Below are 19,880 nucleotides of genomic sequence, written 5' to 3'. Positions count from 1 at the left end.
CATGGGGTTTGCTTCGAAGATCGACGGAGACAGTTCGGAAAGACAAAAAAACCCGAAGTCAGCCTTATTTACCGCCTGCCAATCGGGTGATGGCTCCGTTTCATGCGTCCACATGAAGCGTGGATGCACCAAGAACGTGCACATTCGCCGGCGCCCGCTGGCTGGAGGGCCATCATGTTGAGCCTGATCGATTGTCTTGATTTCATTGATCTGGATAGTGCAACGATCGAGATCATTGCCGAGCATGAAAAGCTCGCGCCCATCGTCGCGGCAGAGCTCGGTAATCAGTTGATCGCCGACTTGCGCGGCATCCATGCGCTGCATCTCATGCATCAGGATCTCATGGCCCGCGCAGCCGAACGTCGGGATCTCGCGCGCGAGAAAGAGTTGCGCAAGATCTACGATGCCTTCAAGCGCAAATACCCGATGCCACGACAGTTCTGAGCCGTCGCTCGGGCGAGAAAAAACCCCGATCGATGATCGATCGGGGTTTTTCCGGGACCGCCGGTCAGATGCCGGACAAAGCGGCTATCGCCGGGTTTTCGGGTCAGTCGCCACGCGGTCCGTTGTGGCAGTCGTAGCAACCCACCTTGTCTCCGGCAGCGTAGCTACGTGTCCGGTCTTCGGCCTTGAAGCTGCGCGCCATGCTGGTCTTCGACAGGGCACTTCCTCGATAGTCGCTGCCATGGCAGGACTTGCAGTCCGCCAGTCGCGATTCTGCCGCATCGCCGTGACGCCCGACCCATGCCTGCCCGATCGTATGCAGGCCGTGCGGCCCGCCGCTGGTGGTAGTCGGTACGCTGGCATGGCAGGCGGTGCATTCCGCGATGGTACCGGTATGCCCCTGCAGGTCGATGCTCTGGACATTGTCGTTGGCATGGGAGCTCGGATAGATCGCATGGGTCGAGCCATGACACGACTCGCATTGCAGATCACCGTGGCCCTTGCTGAAGCGGTATAGCGAAACCCCTGCCAGTGGAACGTCCGCGTTGGTCGCAAAGCGCTGGTCGCGCACGCTCCGCGGTGCGCCCGTGCTGCCAAAGACCGAGGTATAGCGCACGAAGCTGCCGGTCGCGGTGTCCTTGTCATGACAGCTCTGGCAATTCGGCTGATCGAGCCAGCCCTGCCGACCCGGCGCACCAACCCGTGTCATGTTGCCATGGCAACTCTGGCAGTCCATGGCGTTGCTGCCATCCGGATTCTTCGCATTGCCCATCGCGCCACGCAAGCACTTGGTGACCGACCCGGGGTGGCACAGATAGCAGGAGTTCCGGTTCGACAGATCGTTGAGGGCAAGGCCGCTGGCTGGATCCTTGGCCGTGGCGTGCCGGCTATGCAGTGCTTCGGTGAGCGGCTTGATGCCCGGCTTGGCAGGCGTCGCCAGCGCATTGGACTGATGACAGGCAGCGCACAACACCGGCTGACCCGCGTTCGCGGTGGCGAGCAGACCCGCTCCGGTGTAGGTGGACTGCATCGCCGCGGTGGTGATGGCATCCGGGAACTTCTCGTCGTGCAGGCGCAGGATGTTCTTCTTCCAATCCTTCTCGGGGTCGGGATCGTTGATCCAGCCCGCCGCCGGGCGCGCGTCATTGCCACTGCCCGAGGCGTGGCAGCTCTGGCAGCTCATTTCGTCCGAGACCGGCAGCACCACCCTGGTCGATGCCAGCTCCTTGCCCGCCGTATCCCTCGCGACGACCTTCACCATCGGGTAGAAGTTCTTGCGGCCGGCATCGTCATACGGCGTGATCGGAATGCCTTCGGCTTCCCACCAGTCGTTGGTGCTGTTGTAGCTCATGCGCACCGGGGTGAGCGAAGGCGTCGGGTTGCTGACCGAGGGATCGCTGAGGTTGAGGCCTCTGTCGGGTGCCGGATCGGCGCCGAACAAGGCCATCACCCAGTCCCAGAAGTTGGTCTTGCCGGCGCTCCCGGTGTTGATCGAGCCAGTGGTATCGGCCACCGCCTCATAGGTGAGGGTGACGCCGCTGCTGACGCGTTTGCTGCTGTTGGCGGTGCGATCGATCAGGTGGGCATGCAGATTGTTGTACGGCGGCAGGATCGAGAACACCGAGAAGTCCTTGCCATCGGTGCAGTGCATGCCGAGATCGTTCCATGCGACGAGCGCATGGCTTCCGGTCGTTCCGCCCGGCGTGGTCGGTGGCGGCGTGTAGTTGTCGTCACTGCCGGAATCGTCTTCCCGGTGGCGTTCGAAATGATCCGTGGCTTCGTTCTCCGAAACCTTGTATTCGCCGATCAGTCCGGTCACCTGCGTGTCGGTGGTGCGGCTCGATGACAGATCGACCATGTCCTGGCCTGCAAGAGTCAGACGGACCGCTTCGGCGATCTGGATGCCATTCTCTGGATTGCCGTCCGAATCGAGCGACTGCAGGGTCCGCAGCATGCGCACAACCCGAGCATCGTTCAGGTCACGTGTGCCGACCAGTTCGAGCGGACTGACCTTGCGGTCCTGCGGCTTGGCCGAACCGAGCAGCAAGGCGCCGATGCGAAAGCTGACCGTTTCCCCGTCGCGGTAGGTGAATTTGCCGTTTGCATCGGTAATGCCCGTGCCGCTCGCCGACTCGAATTCGACCCCCGATACCGGTGCATCGACAAGCGTGCCGACCAGACTGGTTCCACCGCCCCCTCCGCCGCCACCGCCACCGCAGCCCGCGAGGACCAGTGAAACGGCGGCCGTCATGATTCTTCTGTTCATGATGCACCTCCCGTATTCCATGTCTTGCGGCAGACGCCGGCAGAACGGTTCCATGCCGCACCGGGCGGAAAACCGACGACCCTGCGATATCGGTCGATCCGCCGTATGCGAAGCGGCACCAAAAAACGACTGCCGGCAATTCGCGATCGAATCGTAACGTGTAATATTTTCCCACGCAACAGGGCGAGAACTTTTATACTTAGACTTCGCTTCCGCCCACCGCTTTTCGATCCATGGTTCGCCCACCCCGTCGCCTGCCGGATTCTTCCACCTCGCCCCCCCAACCGCCGGACGGCGAAGCCTTGCTGAACGAGGTGCTTCGCGCGATGCGGCCGCTGGTACGGGCATTGCTCGCCGCGGGTGTCGACTACACGCGCCTGGCTGCGGCACTGAAGCCGGTCTTTGTCGACGAAGCACGTCGAGCGCTCGCACAGCACGGCCGCAAGGACACCGACTCGGCGCTCAGCCTGCTCAGCGGCGTTCACCGCAAGGACATCAGAAGCTGGCGCGAATCCGGCATACCGCAGCGACCGACCGGCGAGCTGTCGATCAGCAACCGGGTATTCGCAAGATGGATGCAGGATCCCGATTACCAGGACCGCAGGCGAAGACCCAGGGCATTGCCACGGCTAGGGCCGGCACCGTCGTTCGATAGCCTCGCGAGTTCGGTGACGCTCGACGTCCGTCCTTTCAACGTGCTGGCCGAGTTGGTACGACTCGGCCTGGTACGAATCGAGCCACATGAGAACGGCGACATGGTGGTCCCCTGCCGGGACGGCTACGTTCCACCGCCCGGTTCACTGGAATTGCTCGAGCTTTTCGGTGGCAACGTCTCGGATCATGCCGCCGCTGCCGTTGCAAACCTGCTCGGCGAAGCACCTCGCCTCGAACAGAGCGTCTTTGCCGAAAGCATCCGGATCGAGTCGGCGAAGCAACTGCACGAACTGGGTCGCAAGCTCTGGGCGCAGGCCCGGCGCGAGATGATCGCGCAGGCCCAGCACTTCTACGACGCCGACCGCGCACACCCGGAAGCCACGCATCGCGTGCGCTTCGGCATGTACTTCTGGGACGACGCGATCAACCGCACCAGTGCGGACGACACTCACGAGGATGACCCGCATGACTCTCCTTGACACCCTGCGCCGTCGGCTCGCGGCATTCTCTGCACTGATCATCCTCGCCGGCTGCGGCGGCAGCGGCCCCCTCGCGGTGAACGGTGGCGTGGGCTCGGGCGGTACCGGCATCAGCTGGGGCTCGGTAACCGGATTCGGCAGCCTGCTCGTCGACGGCGTGCGCTACGACAGCGCAACCGGGACCTATCTCGCCGGGACCGAAACAAGCGAATCCGCGGCCACGACTGCAATGTCGGTGGATCTCGGCAACCAGTTGCAGATCGAGCTCGACGCCCAGGGAAAACCCGCCACGGTGCAGGTCGATGCCGCCCTGATCGGTGTCGCGGGTTCGATCGATGCCGCACTCGGCCGCTTCGTCGTGAATGGCATGACCGTACGCACCAATACAAACCTCGCCGCAGGCCCAGTCACCTACTACAGCGGCATGGACGGTTTCGGCCCGGGGCTGGACGGCAGCATGCTCGAGATCCATGGGATCCATGGAATCGACGGCGCGAACCACGGATTCATCCAGGCCACGCTCGTCCGCCGACTTCCCTTGAGCACGCAGGTGCGCCGCATCACCGGACGTGTCGAGGCCCTCGACACCCTTGCACGCACTTTCCGCATCGGCGGCATGTCCATCGACTACACCACCGCGACCCGTCTGCTGCCCTCGGCCAGTGCCCTCGCTAACGGGGCACTGGTCAATGTCTGGAGCACCACACCGGAAAGTTCGGGCAGGATTGCCGCCGAGGTGATCCGTGTTCGCACACTGGAGGGTCTTTCCGGCAGCGCACGGATCTCGGGGCTGGTATCGTCTCTTTCGGCCGGCCATTTCATGCTCTCGGGCATCCCGGTCGACGCGAGCCTGCCGGCGCTGGCAACACACGTCGCCGCCCTGGTCGATGGCGACTATGCGATCGTCACGGGATCGATACGTGGTGGCGAAGTCGTGGCAAGCGGACTCGCCAGCGCACGAAGCCAACCGGAAGCGGTCGAGCTGCATGGCACGATCAGCGCCTACGTGAGCAATGCCCGCTTCCTGGTTCGAGGCGTCGCGGTCGATGCTTCACTCGCCAGCTTCCCGGACGGGCCGATACCTTCATCCAACGCCGACGACACCTACGTCGAAGTGACGGGACGCGTGGTCGCCAACAAGGTTGATGCGGATACCGTGCGCGTACTGCGAGGCGTGCCCGAAGGCGTTACCGTGGAGCACAACGGCACGGTCAGTGGATTGTCGGGCCGGACATTCACGCTCACGCTGCGCGACGGCAGTACCCGTGCAGTGACCCTGGCAGCCAACGCAAGCTTCGAGGACGGCTCTTCCGACCGGCTAGTCAATGGCGCGAACGTGGAAATCGAAGCGACCAGCACGTCCACCGGGCTCCTCGCCTACAGCGTCGAGTTCCGCAACCTCGATGCGAGTGACGATGACAAACTGGAAACGCGCGGTCTTGCATACGATGTGAGCGGTACGCGCTTCTCGGTGAACGGTCTGGTCATCGAGATCAACGGCCAGGATGCAAGTGGTCTGGCCGAAGGGGTCGAGGTGGAGGTGCACTTCGTGCAGTCGGGAGGCTTGTACCTCGCGACCGAGATCAGCGTCGAGGACGACTGACGAACGGCTCGATGGAACCGTGATTCAAGGGCGGAGTTCGCTCCGCTAAAAACCGGCAAACGAAAAGCCGCAGTACCGGTCACTCCTTGCCGGCGGCATCCTTTACCGAGTCGACCGCATCCTTGCCGACCTGCTTGACCTTGCCGACCGCTTCACGGGTAAGGTCGAGGAAACGATCCGCCGCTTCCTTGGTGGCATCCATCGCGTCGCGGGTCGGCTCTTCGGCCGCCTTGCCAGCTTCTTCGGCAGCGTCCGCGGTCTTGTCTGCCGCCTCGGAAGCCTTTTCGGCCGCCGCATCACCGAGCGCGGTGGCGGCTTCGCCGAGCTTGTCCACCGCTTCACCGGCCTTCTTGCCGGCTTCCTTGGCTGCTTCGAGTGCCTCTGACGCCGCCTTGCCCGCCTTGTCGACGGGTTCTTGCGACGTGTCGCAGGCACCCAGTGCCAACAACAGGATCGCAGAAAGGGTCAGCGCGCGCGGGCTCATGAAACGGTCTCCTTCGAAGTTTGCGGTAGAAATCTGCCCGGCTCACTCGGGAACGCGCAGGCAGGGCCGAGAGCATTCCATAAAAGATGTTTGCAGGGAATCTGCATTTGCCACGGTGTGGCCTAAATACTGCAGTTTCCGCATCAAATTTACGCTTTCGAAGCCAAATACATCAAAAAGGGGACCCGCAGGTCCCCTTTTTCGATTCCAGGCCTGGCGGCGCAGTCGATCACTTCACGCGGTTGCGGTACTCGTCGGTACGGGTATCGATCTCGATCTTGTCACCGATTTCGACAAAGGCCGGAACCATCAGTTCGAAACCGGTGCCGATGGTGGCGGGCTTGAGGACCTTGCCCGACGTATCGCCCTTGACGGCCGGTTCGGTGTAGGTGACTTCACGGACCACCGAATTCGGCAGTTCGACCGAGATGGCCTTGCCGTTGTAGAACACGACTTCACAAGCCAATCCGTCTTCAAGATACTTGAGGGCGTCGGTCATGTTCTCGGCTTCGACCTCGAACTGCTCGTACTCGGCATCCATGAACACGTACATCGGATCGGCAAAATACGAATAGGTGACTTCCTTGCGCTCGAGTTGGACGACCTCGAACTTGTCATCGGCCTTGTAGACCGATTCCGACGGGGCGCCGGTGAGCAGGTTCTTGAGCTTCATCTTCACGACCGCGGCGTTGCGGCCGGACTTGTTGTACTCTGCCTTCTGAACCACCAGCGGGTCGCTGCCCACCATGATGACGTTGCCCGAACGCAGTTCCTGAGCGGTTTTCATGCTGTTTCCTGGATTGGCTGTTCGCGCGGGCACGGCCGCACGGGATTTTGGAAAAACCGCTATTTTAGCTTGGACTTACAGAAGCTGACCAGATTTGTGGCGAGGTCGCCCGACAGACGGATCTGCTCCTGCCAATCCTCCAGCGCGGCACCGATCGCCACCGCTTGCGCCCGAAATGCCGGCAGCCAGGTCGAAACCGTCTCCTGACGATTCCATGCGCGGGCCATGCCGCCGAAAGCCGCTGCCGCTTTCAGTGGCATCGAGCCGAGAAAGCGCTCCAGCAAGGCTTCCAGCTTGATCAGGTGAAGGTCGTCCTGCTGGACGTAGGCGTGCCACACGAACGGGCGACCTGCCCACAGTGCCCGCACCAGTGAGTCCTCGCCCCGCACGAAATTGATGTCACATGCCCACAGCAGCCGATCGTACATGGACTGGCTGACGAACGGCAGCACGTTTATCGTCAGGTTGCCCCGCCGGATGCAGGCGCCTCGCTGCAGCTTCTCGCCACACCAATCGGACAGGGCCGGCACGATCCTTCCCTCGGGCACGAGCAGCCTCGAGGACCTGCCGTCTTGCGCCAGTGAATCGAGCAGGCTGCGAACGGCCCCGTTCTCGTAACAGAACAGGGAAATCCGGGTTTCCTCCAGATCGCTGACGGGTTCAACACCGAGGGTCTTCCACACGGCCTCGCACGCGCTGGCCTCAGCCTGGAAAGCCTTGCGCATCTGTATGAGTCCGTGTTCGCAAAGCAATCCGCCGGTATGCGGGGCGAAACCGGGAAAGAAGAAATGCTTGGCAAGACCGCTCGCGGGATGGGGGGAAGGCAGCAGATGGCAGCCCTCGACCCAGTCTTCGGCGCTGAGGTATTCCAGATTTATCCACAGCGGCGGATTTTTGCTTTGCAACATCCCGGCAAGAAAACCGGCAGGCAATTCGCACGCAAAGGCCTCTATCACAAGCTCGCCCGGGATAGGCATCGGCGCTGCATCACGCCACGGAATCAGCTCGACAGTACCGTCCCTAAAGGGATTCAAGCCGATCACCGATTCCGGTGCAATTGCTGCCATGCTTTCCGGATGGTCGACCCAGAGACGCACGAAGATTCCGTGCTCGCCGGCCAGTTGCCTGGCAAGCCGCCAGCAGACACCGATATCCCCGAAGTTATCCACAAGCCGGCAGAAGATGTCCCAGACCCTGTTCGGCAAGGAAGCAGAAGTCATGATGCACGGCCCTGTCGGTGGACAACCATGCCGGACAGCACTGGATGGATTGTGGGTAAGCGGGACAAGTTGAAAATCCGGAAATTTGATCAACAATCCATGCACCCGTTCACAACCTACTTCTCAAGAGGCTTATGAACACGGTCAAGGTGATGATAATAAAAGGAAAAAGTCGATTTTCCACAGAAAACGGCCGAGCATGTTTACTAGTTTTTATTTATATAAGAAAAAAAGTAAACACACTGGTGTACAACCGCTTTGCCCGGCTACGACTGTTCGGAAAGGCGTTTACGGACTGGGCAGAGCAAACGGCGAACCAGTAGCCTGAGGAGCATCGTTTCCACCATCGACATGTTCAGGGAATCTGCGCCAGTGGCGTCCCCCGGATGAGGAAACCCGGGCGATCATCATTGTCCCCGTGTTTGGCACTTGCGGATTTCCGGAGACTACTCGGAACGCTTCAGTGGGAAACCCGATGGGAATCCAGAGGACAGATTGTGGAAAAGCAGTGAAAAGGGACACGACGCCGAATCGATCAACAATTCATTCACCGCCTCGATACCCACTTTTCCAGAGATTCATGAACATGATCAAACCATTGTTATTAAACGATAAAAAGTTGTTTTCCACAGATAATGGCCGAGCATGTTTACTAGTCTTTATATAAATAAGAAAAATAGTAAACACAACAGCAGATGGGACTTTCGAGACGGCTTTCAGGACAGAAACGGCTTCAGCCCGTCGACCATCAGCTTGATGCCGGTCAGTAACAAGGCCAGATTGATGATCCGGTAGAACCAGACTCCGTCCACACGATTGAGACACCTGAGACCGATCCAGTACCCCACGGGCGCCGCCAGGGCGAACAATGCCCCCTGACCCAGGGTGGAAGGCGAAAACAGGCCTAGGAGGCTGTACGGAAGCCATTTCGAAAAGTTGATTGCCGCGAAGAGCAACGCGGTCGTGCCGACATAGAGGCGCCGATCAAGTCTTTTCGGGATGAGATACATCGAGATCGGTGGTCCGCCAGCGTGGGCAATGAAGCTGGTGAAGCCGGAGAGCGCGCCCCAGAAGCGGCCGCGCAGGGTGTCGTGATCTCCCGAATCGACACTGGATTCCGGGCCGAGCCAGCGTTGCAGCACGAACAGCACGGAAACCGTGCCGAGAATCAGCTTGAGCCCTTCCGGGCTGACGTGACGGAAAGTCGCGAAGCCGAATCCGATGCCGATCAGGGCGGCGGGAAGCAGCAGCCTGAGCAGCTGCCTGTCGAAGCTGCGTCTGAATACCACCAGACCGAAGAGGTCCATGACCAGCAGAGAGGGCAGCAGCAGGGCGGCAGCATGGGAAGGAGAGGTGACGAGTGCCAGCAAGGGCACCGCGAGTGATCCAAAGGCCGCCCCGAAGCCCGATTTGGAGATGCCCAGGATCGTCACCGCAGCGATTGCGGTGACGATGAAGAGCGCACCTCCCGCCTCGGCCATGGCGGGCCTCCCGTCAGGCCTGCCAGGCGTTGAGCTGAACCAGGTCCTCGTCGCTCAGCCAGCGCCACTTGCCCTCGGCAAGATCGGCCGGCAGCCGAAGGCCACCGACGTGAGAGCGGTGCAGTGCTTCGACGCGGTTGCCGGCCGCTGCGACCATGCGTTTGACGAGGTGGTACTTGCCCTCGGTGATGGTCAGGCTGAGTTGGTGCTCGGAACCTTGCTCACAGGCTGACGCGGCCACGATCACGCCCGGTTCGTCGTTGAGTTCGACACCGTCGAGCAAGGTCTTGAGCAGTGATTCGGTGATCGGGTGCTTGGTGGTGACCTCGTAGACCTTCGGGATCTGTTTCTTGCCCGAGCTCCACACGTGGATGAACTGGCCATCGTCGGAGAACAGCAGCAAGCCGGTGGTGTCCTGGTCGAGGCGCCCGATCGACTGGATCTCGCGGCCGACAAGCGGGTAGGGAAAGAGGGTGTAGATGCTAGGGTGGAACTGTGGCGCGTGGGAGCATTCGAACCCCGGCGGCTTGTGCAGCATGAGGTAGGCCTTGTCGCGGAATTCCCATTCCTCGTCATCCACAGCGAAGCGAAAATTCGCTGTGGAAAAGTCTTCCCTGGGATTGTCGACGATCTCGCCGTTTACCGTGACCAGACCTGCACGAATGAGCTCCCGGCATTCCTTGCGGCTGCCGAATCCCTGGCTGTGGATAAGTCGTTCTAGTTGCATGGCCGCAATGGTAGCGGGAATCGGCTGGGGATGGCGTCGATTGCTTTGCCGGGCAGCGCCGCGCAACAGGCTCTACACTAGAGACGACCGATATCCTTGTCCGCAGCCATGCACTTCGAACACCTCGTGGAAATCAACGACCGTGAAAACCCGCTCGTGCCCGACCTGACGCGTGAAGAGTTGTGGTTTGGTCTGCTGTGCCGCGCGGAGGATCCGCGGCCCTTTCTGCCCGGTCTGGACAGCTGCCGGATCATCGAGCGCAGCGAATCCGGACTGGTACGCGACCTGCATTTCGGCACTACCGTGATCCGCGACAAGGTCACGCTGTCGCCGATGCAGTGGATCCGCTTCGAGTCCGAAGCCAACGCGCAGCACGCGGGCGGGATGCTGACGATCACGATCGAGGAGCCCGAGGGCGCAGACCTGTTTCTTCGCTTCGAATACCGGACCTCGCTTGCCGACGGTCGGGCAGATCATGGCGTGCAGGTCTCGGAATACGTCAAATCCGCCTACCATCAGTCGGATATCGAGACAGTGCGGGTGATCCGGATGATCGCGGAGAGTTCGCGGCTGCAGTAGCGGCTTGTGCATGGGAACAGGTTTGCGCAGGAAGGACTCGAACACACGTCGGCATGGTGTCGCAGCGAGGTCCGGACATGGATCGTCACGATCACTGGAAAGTGGGGTTTTACGACAGCAGGCTCGCCTGGCAGGAGGAGCGTTCGAAGATCACGGTCGATTTCGAGGACGGTGAGCTTGCCAGGCTGTGGGCGCGAACCCAGGAGCTGGATGCATACCCGCTGACGGCGCTTTTCCACGACGACAGCGTGGTAGCAATGTTCATTGTCGCGCCGCGTGACGGCAGTCTGATGCGCCAGGAAAGGGCCGAGATACCGGTAATCGTCGGCCGACCGGATGTGCGGCCGAATTGATCTCGGCAAGCCTTCGGCAGCGTACGCTGCCGTTGGCAGGGGTGGCTTTCCGGTTCAGAAATCGCCCTTCGCGGTCGTGAGGCCAAGGGCATCCCAGTCGAGCATGCCGCCGCGGTAGTAGTAGATGCGGTTTGCCGGAAAGCCGTCGCGCACCATTGCGTGAATGGCAGTGGGGCTTTGCGGGCACACCGGACCGTTGCAGAAGGCATACACCTTGAGGGCGGCGCTGCAGTCCCATTTCCCGGTGATTTTGCGGCAACCGAGTTCATCGAGCCGGGTCGACACTTCGGTGTAGGGAATGCCGATCGAACCGGGGATGGTGCGGGCCAGATACTCTTCCTGGCTGCGCATGTCGACCACGCGTGACCCGGGGTCCGCGATCGCGTTGAGAATCTCGATCTCGCCGACCGGGGTGACGCCCGGCTCGGGCACCATCTCCTGCAGCCAGCCCTTGTTCTTCGCGCAGGGAGTCATCGTTCGGGTGATGACGATCGTCCCCTTGGCCGTCCTTGCGACGAACTCGATGTCCTTGTCGATGATGCGCAGTTTCTCTTCCTGGGCCATCGCGCCAGCGGCGGCCAGTGCAAGACACAGCGTGATGCAGGTGCGCTTCCTCATGTTCCCGGTCCCCCATGTTGTTCTGTCGGTTCGGTGAAGCTAAGTGATTCATAAGTAAATCCGCAAGTGGTCATTTTCATGGCGGACCTTCGAGTCGCCATCGAGAATGCGGGCAGGGATATGCTTGAATTTCGGATCGATCGGGACGCTGGGATGACTGGAAAGGAGCTTCCGGAGCACACGCGTGCGAGCGGATCGGGCATGCCGCGCGGCATCTGGGCGCTGGGCCTGTGTTCCATGTTCATGGACATCTCGTCCGAGCTCGTGCATTCGCTGTTGCCGGTATTCCTGTCGACCGTACTCGGTGCCAGCATGCTCACCATCGGGTTGCTCGAAGGTATTGCCGAAGCGACCGCGGCGATCGCCAAGGTCTTCTCGGGCAGCCTCAGCGATTGGCTGGGGCGCCGCAAACCGCTTGCGGTGCTTGGCTATGGCATGGCGGCGCTCACCAAACCGGTGTTTCCGCTGGCCGGATCGATTGCCTGGGTGTTCCTTGCGCGCTTTGTCGATCGCATCGGCAAGGGCATTCGCGGCGCACCGCGCGATGCACTGGTCGCGGATCTGGTGCCTGCCGAGCGTCGCGGCGCTGCCTACGGCCTGCGGCAGAGTCTCGATTCGGTGGGTGCCTTTCTCGGCCCGGCGCTGGCCATCGTTGCGATGGGCTGGTTTGCCGATGATGTGCGGTCGGTGATGTGGGTAGCGGTGCTGCCAGCCTTCATTGCCGTCGCGGTCCTGATCGTCGGGGTCAAGGAGCCCCCGTCGGCCGGCGTTTCGGCGAGGAAGGCGCGTCCCGATCTGTTGCGCGGCTGGCGTGGCTTGCCCCGCGCTTACTGGCGGGTTGCCGCGTTCGGGACGGTATTCACGTTGGCGCGTTTCAGCGAGGCCTTCCTGATCCTCAAGGCGCAGCAGACCGGACTCGCGTTGCAGTGGATCCCGCTGGTGCTGATCGTCATGAACGTGGTCTATGCGCTCAGTGCCTACCCGGTCGGCTGGCTATCTGATCGTCTTGCACCGCGTCGCCTGTTGCTGGCCGGCTGCATTGTCCTGGTGGCGGCCGATGTTGTGCTGGCCTTGGCATCGGATACCTCGATGGCTTTCGTGGGGGCTGCCTTGTGGGGTCTGCACATGGGGCTGACGCAGGGCCTGCTGTCGCGACTGGTGGCCGATGCAGCGCCTGCCAACCTGCGCGGCACTGCGTTCGGCGTGTTCAACCTGGTGGTGGGGGTGGCGCTGTTCCTGGCGAGCGCCCTGGCGGGTGGCCTATGGGCGGAGTTTGGTCCGGAAGCGACGTTCCTGACCGGGGCCGCTCTGGCCGCGACGGTGGTCGTGGCGCTGCTGGTGCTGCCCTCGCGGCGCGCACAATCGTGAGTCGCCGGAGGGCTGCCATGTCATTGAAGGAATGGTAGAATCGCGGCGAAAAGTGCGCCGGCCGCTTGCCCGGCGCTTTGTTTTTTGCAGGAAGTCCGCACGTGCTCATCGCCAACAACATCACCATGCAGTTCGGGGCCAAGCCCCTCTTCGAGAACGTTTCCGTCAAGTTCGGCGACGGTAACCGCTACGGCCTGATCGGCGCCAACGGTGCCGGCAAGTCCACCTTCATGAAGATCCTCGCCGGGGTGCTCGAACCGAGCGCCGGCAATGTGTCGCTCGACACCGGTGAGCGCATGGCCTTCCTCAGGCAGGACCAGTTCGCCTACGAAGACTTCCGGGTGCTCGACGTGGTGATGATGGGCCACGAGGACATGTGGAAGTGCATGCAGGAAAAGGACGCCATCTACGCCAACCCGGAGGCGACCGAAGACGACTACATGCATGCCGCCGAGCTCGAGGGCAAGTTTGCCGAATACGACGGCTACACTGCCGAGGCGCGCGCGGGCGAGCTGTTGCTCGGGGTGGGCATCCCCACCGAGCAGCATGGCGGCGCGATGAGCCACGTGGCGCCGGGCTGGAAGCTGCGGGTGCTGCTGTGCCAGGCACTGTTCGCGAACCCGGACATCCTGCTGCTCGACGAACCGACCAACAACCTCGACATCGACACCATCCGCTGGCTCGAGCATGTGCTCAACCAGCGCGAAAGCACGATGATCATCATCTCCCACGACCGTCACTTCCTGAACCAGGTATGCACCCACATGGCCGACCTCGACTACGGCCGCATCCAGGTGTGGCCGGGTACCTGGGACGACTACATCGAGGCCTCCACGCAGGCCCGCGAGCGCCAGTCGGCGGCCAACCAGAAGGCCAAGGAGAAGGTCGCCGAGCTGCAGGAGTTCGTGCGCCGTTTCTCGGCCAACAAATCGAAGGCGCGTCAGGCCACCAGCCGGGCGAAGCAGATCGAGAAGATCAAGATCGAGGAATTCAAGCCGTCGAGCCGCCAGTATCCGTGGATCCGCTTCGAGTACGACGAGAAGGAAAAGCTGCACCGTCAGGCCGTCGAGATCGAGAACCTCACCTTTGCTTACGATGACGGCGAGACCATCATCAAGAACTTCAGCTTCACCGCCGATGCGGGCGACAAGATCGCGGTGATCGGCGAGAACGGCGTTGGCAAGACCACGCTGATGAAGCTCCTGATGGGCGAACTCAAGCCGCAGAAGGGCACCATCAAGTGGGCTGAGAAGGCACGCCTGGGCTACTACGCGCAGGACCATTCGGCCGACTTCGACAGCGACGAGAGCCTTACCGACTGGATCAGTGGCTACGTGCGCGAAGGCGGCTACGAGGGTGACGACGCCGAGACCCTCATCCGCGGCACCCTGGGCCGCCTGCTCTTCAAGGGCGATGAAGTGCGCAAGCCGGTGCGGGTGATCTCGGGTGGCGAGCAGGGTCGCATGAGTTTCGGCAAGCTGATGCTTCAGCGCAAGAACGTGCTGTTGCTCGACGAGCCGACCAACCACCTGGACATGGAATCGATCGAGGCGCTCAACCTCGGCATTGCCGATTTCAATGGCACCCTGTTCTTCGTCTCGCACGACCGCGAGTTCGTCTCGTCGGTGGCGACGCGGGTGCTGGAGATCAAGCAGGATCATCGCATCATCGACTACCGCGGTACCTACGAGGAATATCTGGCGAGCCAGGGTATCGAGTAAGCCGCACAGCGCCCGCCGATACAGTCCCGTGTCCCTGATGGGTCACGGGATTTTTTTCGCCCATGGATCCAGGGAAACCCGGCGGACGATGTCGTGTGAATAGTCTGGATCTATCGTGCGAGGCGTTGAACTATATTTATGCAAATACATCTGCTATAGTCGCGCCTTACCAATTACATAGAGCTGGCGTTTCAGGACGCACCGACGAGGTGTCTCCTGCCGCGATCTGGCGCATCGATTCACGCCCGGACTGCCTCCCCGGCAGTCGTCTCCGGCCTTGCTCCGGATGCTTGTGGATCGATCAGGTTTCTTCTCCGTGAAGTGATTCAGTTCCGCGCGCCGGCCTTCAGTCAATGAAGCCGAAGCTGGTCATCAAGAATCTGTACAAGGTCTTCGGGGACGATCCCCAGGGCGCGATGAAACTGGTCGAAAAAGGGCTCGACAAGGCCGAGATCTTTTCCCGCACCGGCCATACCCTGGGCGTCAATGACGCCTCCTTCGAGGTTTATGAGGGCGAGATCTTCGTCGTCATGGGCCTCTCGGGATCGGGAAAGTCCACCCTCGTGCGGCTGCTCAACAGGCTCATCGAGCCGACCGCGGGCCAGGTTCTGGTCGATGACCGCGACATCGCGAAAATGTCGGAAGAGGAGCTGCGGGCGTTCCGGCGTCGCAGCATCAGCATGGTGTTCCAGTCCTTCGCGCTGATGCCTCATCTCACGGTGCTGGAAAACACCGCCTTCGGGCTGATGCTAGCCGGCGAGCCCGAGGCCAGCCGCAACGAGCGTGCCCTGGCGGCGCTCGGCCAGGTGGGTCTCGCCGAATGGGCGGCAAGCTTTCCGGACGAACTGTCGGGCGGCATGCAGCAGCGCGTGGGCCTCGCCCGTGCGCTTGCCAACGACCCCGAGGTGCTGCTCATGGACGAGGCCTTCTCGGCGCTCGATCCGCTGATCCGCACCGAGATGCAGGACGAGCTGGTCAAGCTGCAGGCCGGCCAGAAGCGCACCATCATCTTCATTTCGCACGACCTCGACGAGGCGATCCGCATCGGCGACCGTATCGCCATCATGGAAGGCGGCAACGTGGTGCAGGTCGGCACCGCCGAGGAGATCCTGCGCAACCCGGCCAACGATTACGTGCGCTCCTTCTTCCGCGGCGTCGATGCGACCTCGATCCTGTCCGCCGCCGACATCGCCCGCAAGACCCAGGTGAACATCATCGACCATGCCGGCATGGGGGTGCGCAGCGCGCTCGAACGCTTACGTACCCACGACCGCGAATTCGGCTACGTGGTCAGCCCCGACCAGCGCCTAATGGGCGTGGTATCGGTCGAGTCGCTCAAGCGGGTGGCCCGCGAGAGTGACGATCCCAAGCTGCGCCAGGCCTTCCTGCCGGAGGTGCACGTGGTCACTGAAGACCAGTCGATCGTCGATCTCTACGAGCCGCTCACCCTTCATCCCTACGGCCTGCCGGTGGTCGATGCAAAGGGTCGCTACCGCGGCGCGATCACCCGCAACACCATGCTCGAATTCCTGCACCAGCAGACATCAACCGCGGAGGCCAGCCAATGAGCGAGCAAGCCGGAAATCCCTGGGCCGCCGCGCCCGCCGAAGAAGCACCCGCCGCGGCCGGCAGCAACCCCTGGTCGGCCGGCTCCGCGCCGGCACCCGAGGCCGCTGCGCCAAACCCGTGGTCCGCACCTGCCGGCGGCGACGGGGCTGCCGCCCAGGTACCTGCTGCAGTGCCCGATGCCAGCAGCGATTGGCTCGGCCAGCCACCCGCGCCGGACGTGGGGAACGGTGGCGGCTTCGACATCGTCCATCCCTTCAACGATGCTGTGGTCCCGCTCGACGACTGGGTCGATCACGGGCTCAACTGGGTGGTCGACCACTTCCGCCCGGCTTTCCAGGCAGTGCGGGTGCCGATCGATGCGAGTCTCACCGGCATCGAGCACGGCCTGCAGGCGGTTCCGCCTTTGCTCATGATTGCCCTGATCGCGCTCGTCGCGTGGCAGGCAAGCGGCCGCCGGCTGGCCATCGGCACGGTGATCTCGCTGCTCGTGATCGGGCTCATCGGTGCCTGGGACCAGGCGATGGTGACCCTCGCGTTGGTCATCACCTCGGTGTTCTTCTGCATGGTGCTGGGCTTGCCGCTGGGCATTCTGATGGCGCGCAACGACCGCATCGAAGCCCTCGTCCGGCCGCTGCTCGACGCGATGCAGACCACGCCGGCCTTTGTGTACCTGGTGCCGGTGGTGATGCTTTTCGGCATCGGCAACGTGCCGGGGGTGATGGTGACCATCGTCTTTGCCCTTCCGCCCTTCATCCGGCTTACCAATCTCGGTATCCGCCAGGTGCGGCCGGATCTCATCGAGGCATCGCGCGCCTTCGGCGCATCACCCTGGCAGTTGCTCACCAAGGTGCAGCTGCCGCTCGCCATGCCGACCATCATGGCCGGCATCAACCAGACTCTGATGCTGGCGCTGTCGATGGTGGTGATCGCCTCGATGATCGCGGTTGGCGGCCTTGGCCAGATGGTGCTGCGCGGCATCGGCCGGCTCGACATGGGTCTTGCCACCATCGGCGGCCTCGGCATCGTCATCCTCGCCATCGTGCTGGACCGCATCACCCAGGCCATGGCCAGCCGCGAGCGCAAGCGCGGTCGCTGGTACGAGAGCGGGCCGCTGGGCGCGCTGCTCGCCCTCAAACGTCGCACCGCCAATGGCGCGGGCAACACCGGACATCGTCACGCGTGAGCGTGAAGACGGAACGAATCACCAGAAGGAGTACGAATTGATGAAAAGGACCTTCCTGAAGAACCTGCTGGGCGGCATGGCACTCGCCCTGAGTGCCGCATTGCCGCTGTCGGCCGCGGCGGAAGACATGCCCGGCAAAGGCGTCACGGTGCAGCCGATCAAGAGTTCGATCGCCGAGGAAACCTTCCAGACCGAGCTGGTCATGCAGGCACTCAAGGACCTCGGCTACACGGTGCAGCCGATCAAGGAAATCGAATACGCCGCAGGCCACATCGCGCTCGCCAACGGCGATGCCACCTTCATGGCGGACCACTGGAATCCGCTGCATGTCGATTTCTACGAGAAGGCCGGCGGTGATGCCAAGCTGTATCGCGAGGGGGTGTATTCCGAAGGCGCGCTGCAGGGCTACCTGATCGACAAGAAGACCGCCGACAAGTACGGCATCAAGCGCATCGATCAGCTCAAGGACCCCAAGCTCGCCAAGCTCTTCGATTCCGACGGTGACGGCAAGGCCGACCTCGCCGGCTGCAACCCGGGCTGGGGCTGCGAGAAGGTCATCGAACACCACCTCGATGCCTACGGCCTGCGTGACACCGTGACCCACCGCCAGGGTTCCTACGCGGCGATCATCGCCGACACCATTGCCCGTTACAAGCAGGGCCAGCCCATCCTCTATTACACGTGGACGCCCTACTGGGTGAGCGGCGTGCTGGTTCCGAACAAGGACGTGGTGTGGCTGCAGGTGCCCTTCTCGAGTCTGCCCGGTGAGCGCAAGGACATCGATACCGCCCTGCCGGACGGTTCAAACTACGGCTTCCAGGCCAATAACCAGCAGATCGTCGCCAACCGCGCGTGGGTCGAAAAGAACCCCGCCGCAGGCAAGCTGTTCGCGATCATGAAGCTCTCCAACAACGACATCAGCGCGCAGAACAAGCGCATGCGCGACGGCGAAACGAAGCCGGCTGACATCCAGCGCCATGTCACCGGCTGGATCAAGGCCCACCGTGCCACCTACGACGGCTGGCTGAAGGCAGCACGCGAAGCGGCGAAGTAAGCACTCGCAGGGGGTTTTCACTCAGAAACGGCGGCCGGGTGGTCGCCGTTTTTTGCTTCAGGCGAAGGGAGGTTTGAGCGCCTGGTCTAAGGCAGTGTTCTGTTTGTTCGGCTCTGTGCAGGAGTAACTGGTTGATACCCACTCGGGATAGCCGTTGCTCAACTGATTCGATATGCTTTCCGCCTGAACACCACATGGATCGGATCGGCACACCATTCTGTCGATTGCTCCTTTCCCTGCCCTTTTATTTTCCGTTGTTCCTGGTTTCCTAATTTAAACAGCGACTTGCTGTACATGTTATCTGGGGTTCCGATGGCATGCGGGAATACTGTCGCCCGAAAACAAAAGTTGGCCTCATCCTCGGCATGGACGCTACCATTGCTGCATCGCTTCTACCCGGTTTCGAGCTACAGCTTTATCAGGCTGCGCATCGAAACTTGGCTGACCAGAACAATCCACTTCGGTTCAGCAACTTCGCATACGCGATGCGTGAACTCGTTCGCCATCTGCTAGAGCGGCTCGCTCCTTTGGATTCCGTCATCGCATGCGAGTGGTATCAGAACCAAACGTCCAAGCCAAACGGCGTGACGCGGCGGCAGAGGGCTTACTTTGCGGTCCAAGGAGGGCTATCCGACGAGTATGTGCGCGATATTCTGTCGCTAGAGACGGCGGACATTCACTCAGCACTTGTTAGGGCAATTGATCGACTGAGCAAGTTCACGCACATAGAGCCGGAGGTGTTTGGTATCGATCAAGGCGAGATAGATAAGCTAGCCACACAAACTGAGCAAGCTGTTGCGGATCTGCTGGCCACTATTTCAAAGTGTCGTCACCAGATCACGTCAGCCCTATGGGATCAAGTGGATGATGCTGTTGTGTTTGAGACTATTCGCGAAACTATCGGTGCGATTGACGAAATTGCCACCCATCACTGCGTTGATGAGGTCTACGTCGACAAAGTAACCGTCACCAGCATCACGCACGATAGAGTCATGTTTCGCGCCACGGGCATGATAGGTGCCGAACTCCAGTGGGGATCGAACTCAGACATAAAGAATGACATGGGAGCCGTCATGTCAGAGTCATTCCCATTCGAGTGCCACCTTTATAGCTGGGTTACAGAACCGGACGAGCTCGAAGTCGAGGATGATGGTCTGCAGGTTGATACTAGCAGTTGGTACGGGAGGTACGGTGAAGATGAGGCCTAACCTTCAGGGCTATCGCACCTTCATGTCATAGCCCCGAGCAGCTCAGAGCGAAACTGATCAGAGGTGGCAGCCAACATGCGTA

The 19,880-nt window shown here is 61.6% G+C and carries 18 protein-coding genes; 11 read left to right on the top strand and 7 right to left on the bottom strand.

The genetic code is table 11. The features are described 5' to 3' along the window. Window positions 1-174: 174 nt before the first annotated feature. The gene (locus GQB03_RS17470; protein WP_159692114.1) at window positions 175-444 is read left to right on the top strand and encodes a hypothetical protein; all 270 of its coding nucleotides are present in this window, start codon (window positions 175-177) and stop codon (window positions 442-444) included. Window positions 445-547: 103 nt separating this feature from the next. On the opposite strand, the gene GQB03_RS17465 is transcribed toward GQB03_RS17470, so the two are convergent. Continuing rightward, complete coding sequence (locus tag GQB03_RS17465) at window positions 548-2,710, bottom strand: multiheme c-type cytochrome (RefSeq protein WP_235027117.1); 2,163 nt, start codon at window positions 2,708-2,710, stop codon at window positions 548-550. Between the two features lie 233 nt (window positions 2,711-2,943). Here GQB03_RS17465 and GQB03_RS17460 point away from each other — a divergent pair, with 233 nt between their 5' ends. Beyond that, window positions 2,944-3,843 carry a DUF6502 family protein gene (locus tag GQB03_RS17460; protein ID WP_159692112.1) on the top strand — a complete coding sequence of 300 codons (900 nt, stop codon included), beginning with the start codon at window positions 2,944-2,946 and terminating at the stop codon, window positions 3,841-3,843. Further along, a complete protein-coding gene (locus tag GQB03_RS17455; RefSeq protein WP_159692110.1) occupies window positions 3,830-5,446 on the top strand; it encodes a DUF5666 domain-containing protein in 1,617 nt (538 codons plus the stop codon). Before GQB03_RS17460 ends, GQB03_RS17455 begins: the two co-directional genes overlap by 14 nt. Before the next feature lie 79 nt (window positions 5,447-5,525). Here GQB03_RS17455 and GQB03_RS17450 read toward each other — a convergent pair whose 3' ends face one another. From GQB03_RS17450 to GQB03_RS17430, 5 genes are all read right to left on the bottom strand, one after another. After that, window positions 5,526-5,930: a hypothetical protein gene (locus GQB03_RS17450; protein WP_159692108.1), complete on the bottom strand. Its 405-nt coding sequence runs from the start codon at window positions 5,928-5,930 to the stop codon at window positions 5,526-5,528. Window positions 5,931-6,159: 229 nt separating this feature from the next. Then, window positions 6,160-6,717 carry an elongation factor P gene (gene efp, locus GQB03_RS17445; protein ID WP_159692106.1) on the bottom strand — a complete coding sequence of 186 codons (558 nt, stop codon included), beginning with the start codon at window positions 6,715-6,717 and terminating at the stop codon, window positions 6,160-6,162. Window positions 6,718-6,776: 59 nt separating this feature from the next. Then, window positions 6,777-7,937 (bottom strand): elongation factor P maturation arginine rhamnosyltransferase EarP, encoded by a 1,161-nt coding sequence (gene earP / locus GQB03_RS17440; protein ID WP_200832277.1) that lies wholly within the window; start codon window positions 7,935-7,937, stop codon window positions 6,777-6,779. A 716-nt stretch (window positions 7,938-8,653) separates the two neighbouring features. Beyond that, a complete protein-coding gene (locus GQB03_RS17435) occupies window positions 8,654-9,418 on the bottom strand; it encodes a sulfite exporter TauE/SafE family protein (RefSeq protein WP_159692104.1) in 765 nt (254 codons plus the stop codon). A 13-nt stretch (window positions 9,419-9,431) separates the two neighbouring features. Next, a complete protein-coding gene (locus tag GQB03_RS17430) occupies window positions 9,432-10,145 on the bottom strand; it encodes a pseudouridine synthase (RefSeq protein ID WP_200832276.1) in 714 nt (237 codons plus the stop codon). A 108-nt stretch (window positions 10,146-10,253) separates the two neighbouring features. Between GQB03_RS17430 and GQB03_RS17425 the strand changes: the two genes are divergently transcribed. Beyond that, on the top strand, window positions 10,254-10,724 hold the full coding sequence (locus tag GQB03_RS17425; RefSeq protein WP_159692102.1) for an SRPBCC family protein: 471 nt from the start codon (window positions 10,254-10,256) through the stop codon (window positions 10,722-10,724). Between the two features lie 77 nt (window positions 10,725-10,801). Continuing rightward, entirely contained in the window at window positions 10,802-11,077 is a 276-nt protein-coding gene (locus GQB03_RS17420) for a hypothetical protein (protein ID WP_159692100.1), read from the top strand. A 54-nt stretch (window positions 11,078-11,131) separates the two neighbouring features. On the opposite strand, the gene GQB03_RS17415 is transcribed toward GQB03_RS17420, so the two are convergent. Continuing rightward, window positions 11,132-11,695, bottom strand: coding sequence for a rhodanese-like domain-containing protein (locus GQB03_RS17415; protein WP_159692098.1), 564 nt, complete (start codon window positions 11,693-11,695; stop codon window positions 11,132-11,134). Between the two features lie 153 nt (window positions 11,696-11,848). On the opposite strand from GQB03_RS17415, the gene GQB03_RS17410 reads away from it, so the two are divergent. The 6 genes from GQB03_RS17410 (at window position 11,849) to GQB03_RS17385 (ending at window position 19,798) form a co-directional block, all read left to right on the top strand. Continuing rightward, complete coding sequence (locus GQB03_RS17410; protein ID WP_159692096.1) at window positions 11,849-13,063, top strand: MFS transporter; 1,215 nt, start codon at window positions 11,849-11,851, stop codon at window positions 13,061-13,063. Window positions 13,064-13,164: 101 nt separating this feature from the next. Continuing rightward, a complete protein-coding gene (locus GQB03_RS17405) occupies window positions 13,165-14,784 on the top strand; it encodes an ABC-F family ATPase (RefSeq protein ID WP_159692094.1) in 1,620 nt (539 codons plus the stop codon). Window positions 14,785-15,137: 353 nt separating this feature from the next. Continuing rightward, on the top strand, window positions 15,138-16,352 hold the full coding sequence (gene proV / locus GQB03_RS17400; protein ID WP_159692092.1) for a glycine betaine/L-proline ABC transporter ATP-binding protein ProV: 1,215 nt from the start codon (window positions 15,138-15,140) through the stop codon (window positions 16,350-16,352). After that, complete coding sequence (gene proW, locus GQB03_RS17395; protein ID WP_159692090.1) at window positions 16,349-17,536, top strand: glycine betaine/L-proline ABC transporter permease ProW; 1,188 nt, start codon at window positions 16,349-16,351, stop codon at window positions 17,534-17,536. Before proV ends, proW begins: the two co-directional genes overlap by 4 nt. Before the next feature lie 40 nt (window positions 17,537-17,576). After that, on the top strand, window positions 17,577-18,590 hold the full coding sequence (gene proX, locus GQB03_RS17390; protein ID WP_159692088.1) for a glycine betaine/L-proline ABC transporter substrate-binding protein ProX: 1,014 nt from the start codon (window positions 17,577-17,579) through the stop codon (window positions 18,588-18,590). A gap of 365 nt (window positions 18,591-18,955) precedes the next feature. Continuing rightward, window positions 18,956-19,798 carry a pPIWI-associating nuclease domain-containing protein gene (locus GQB03_RS17385; RefSeq protein WP_159692086.1) on the top strand — a complete coding sequence of 281 codons (843 nt, stop codon included), beginning with the start codon at window positions 18,956-18,958 and terminating at the stop codon, window positions 19,796-19,798. The last annotated feature ends 82 nt before the right edge of the window (window positions 19,799-19,880 follow it).

It is taken from the genome of Cognatazoarcus halotolerans (genome assembly GCF_009800965.1).
Classification (GTDB): domain Bacteria; phylum Pseudomonadota; class Gammaproteobacteria; order Burkholderiales; family Rhodocyclaceae; genus Cognatazoarcus; species Cognatazoarcus halotolerans.
The sequence above is the reverse complement of the archived record's forward strand: the minus strand, read 5'-3'. Positions and strand labels throughout refer to the sequence as shown.

Excerpts from the sequence above, each read along its gene's own strand:
- GQB03_RS17410 (WP_159692096.1), top strand. The coding sequence starts at position 11,849 with ATGACTGGAAAGGAGCTTCCGGAGCACACGCGTGCGAGCGGATCGGGC.
- GQB03_RS17430 (WP_200832276.1), bottom strand. The coding sequence starts at position 10,145 with ATGCAACTAGAACGACTTATCCACAGCCAGGGATTCGGCAGCCGCAAG.
- GQB03_RS17435 (WP_159692104.1), bottom strand. The coding sequence starts at position 9,418 with ATGGCCGAGGCGGGAGGTGCGCTCTTCATCGTCACCGCAATCGCTGCG.
- proV (WP_159692092.1), top strand. The coding sequence starts at position 15,138 with ATGAAGCCGAAGCTGGTCATCAAGAATCTGTACAAGGTCTTCGGGGAC.
- GQB03_RS17455 (WP_159692110.1), top strand. The coding sequence starts at position 3,830 with ATGACTCTCCTTGACACCCTGCGCCGTCGGCTCGCGGCATTCTCTGCA.
- GQB03_RS17420 (WP_159692100.1), top strand. The coding sequence starts at position 10,802 with ATGGATCGTCACGATCACTGGAAAGTGGGGTTTTACGACAGCAGGCTC.
- GQB03_RS17385 (WP_159692086.1), top strand. The coding sequence starts at position 18,956 with ATGGACGCTACCATTGCTGCATCGCTTCTACCCGGTTTCGAGCTACAG.
- proX (WP_159692088.1), top strand. The coding sequence starts at position 17,577 with ATGAAAAGGACCTTCCTGAAGAACCTGCTGGGCGGCATGGCACTCGCC.
- GQB03_RS17460 (WP_159692112.1), top strand. The coding sequence starts at position 2,944 with ATGGTTCGCCCACCCCGTCGCCTGCCGGATTCTTCCACCTCGCCCCCC.
- proW (WP_159692090.1), top strand. The coding sequence starts at position 16,349 with ATGAGCGAGCAAGCCGGAAATCCCTGGGCCGCCGCGCCCGCCGAAGAA.
- GQB03_RS17470 (WP_159692114.1), top strand. The coding sequence starts at position 175 with ATGTTGAGCCTGATCGATTGTCTTGATTTCATTGATCTGGATAGTGCA.
- earP (WP_200832277.1), bottom strand. The coding sequence starts at position 7,937 with ATGACTTCTGCTTCCTTGCCGAACAGGGTCTGGGACATCTTCTGCCGG.
- GQB03_RS17465 (WP_235027117.1), bottom strand. The coding sequence starts at position 2,710 with ATGAACAGAAGAATCATGACGGCCGCCGTTTCACTGGTCCTCGCGGGC.
- GQB03_RS17415 (WP_159692098.1), bottom strand. The coding sequence starts at position 11,695 with ATGAGGAAGCGCACCTGCATCACGCTGTGTCTTGCACTGGCCGCCGCT.
- GQB03_RS17450 (WP_159692108.1), bottom strand. The coding sequence starts at position 5,930 with ATGAGCCCGCGCGCGCTGACCCTTTCTGCGATCCTGTTGTTGGCACTG.
- GQB03_RS17425 (WP_159692102.1), top strand. The coding sequence starts at position 10,254 with ATGCACTTCGAACACCTCGTGGAAATCAACGACCGTGAAAACCCGCTC.
- efp (WP_159692106.1), bottom strand. The coding sequence starts at position 6,717 with ATGAAAACCGCTCAGGAACTGCGTTCGGGCAACGTCATCATGGTGGGC.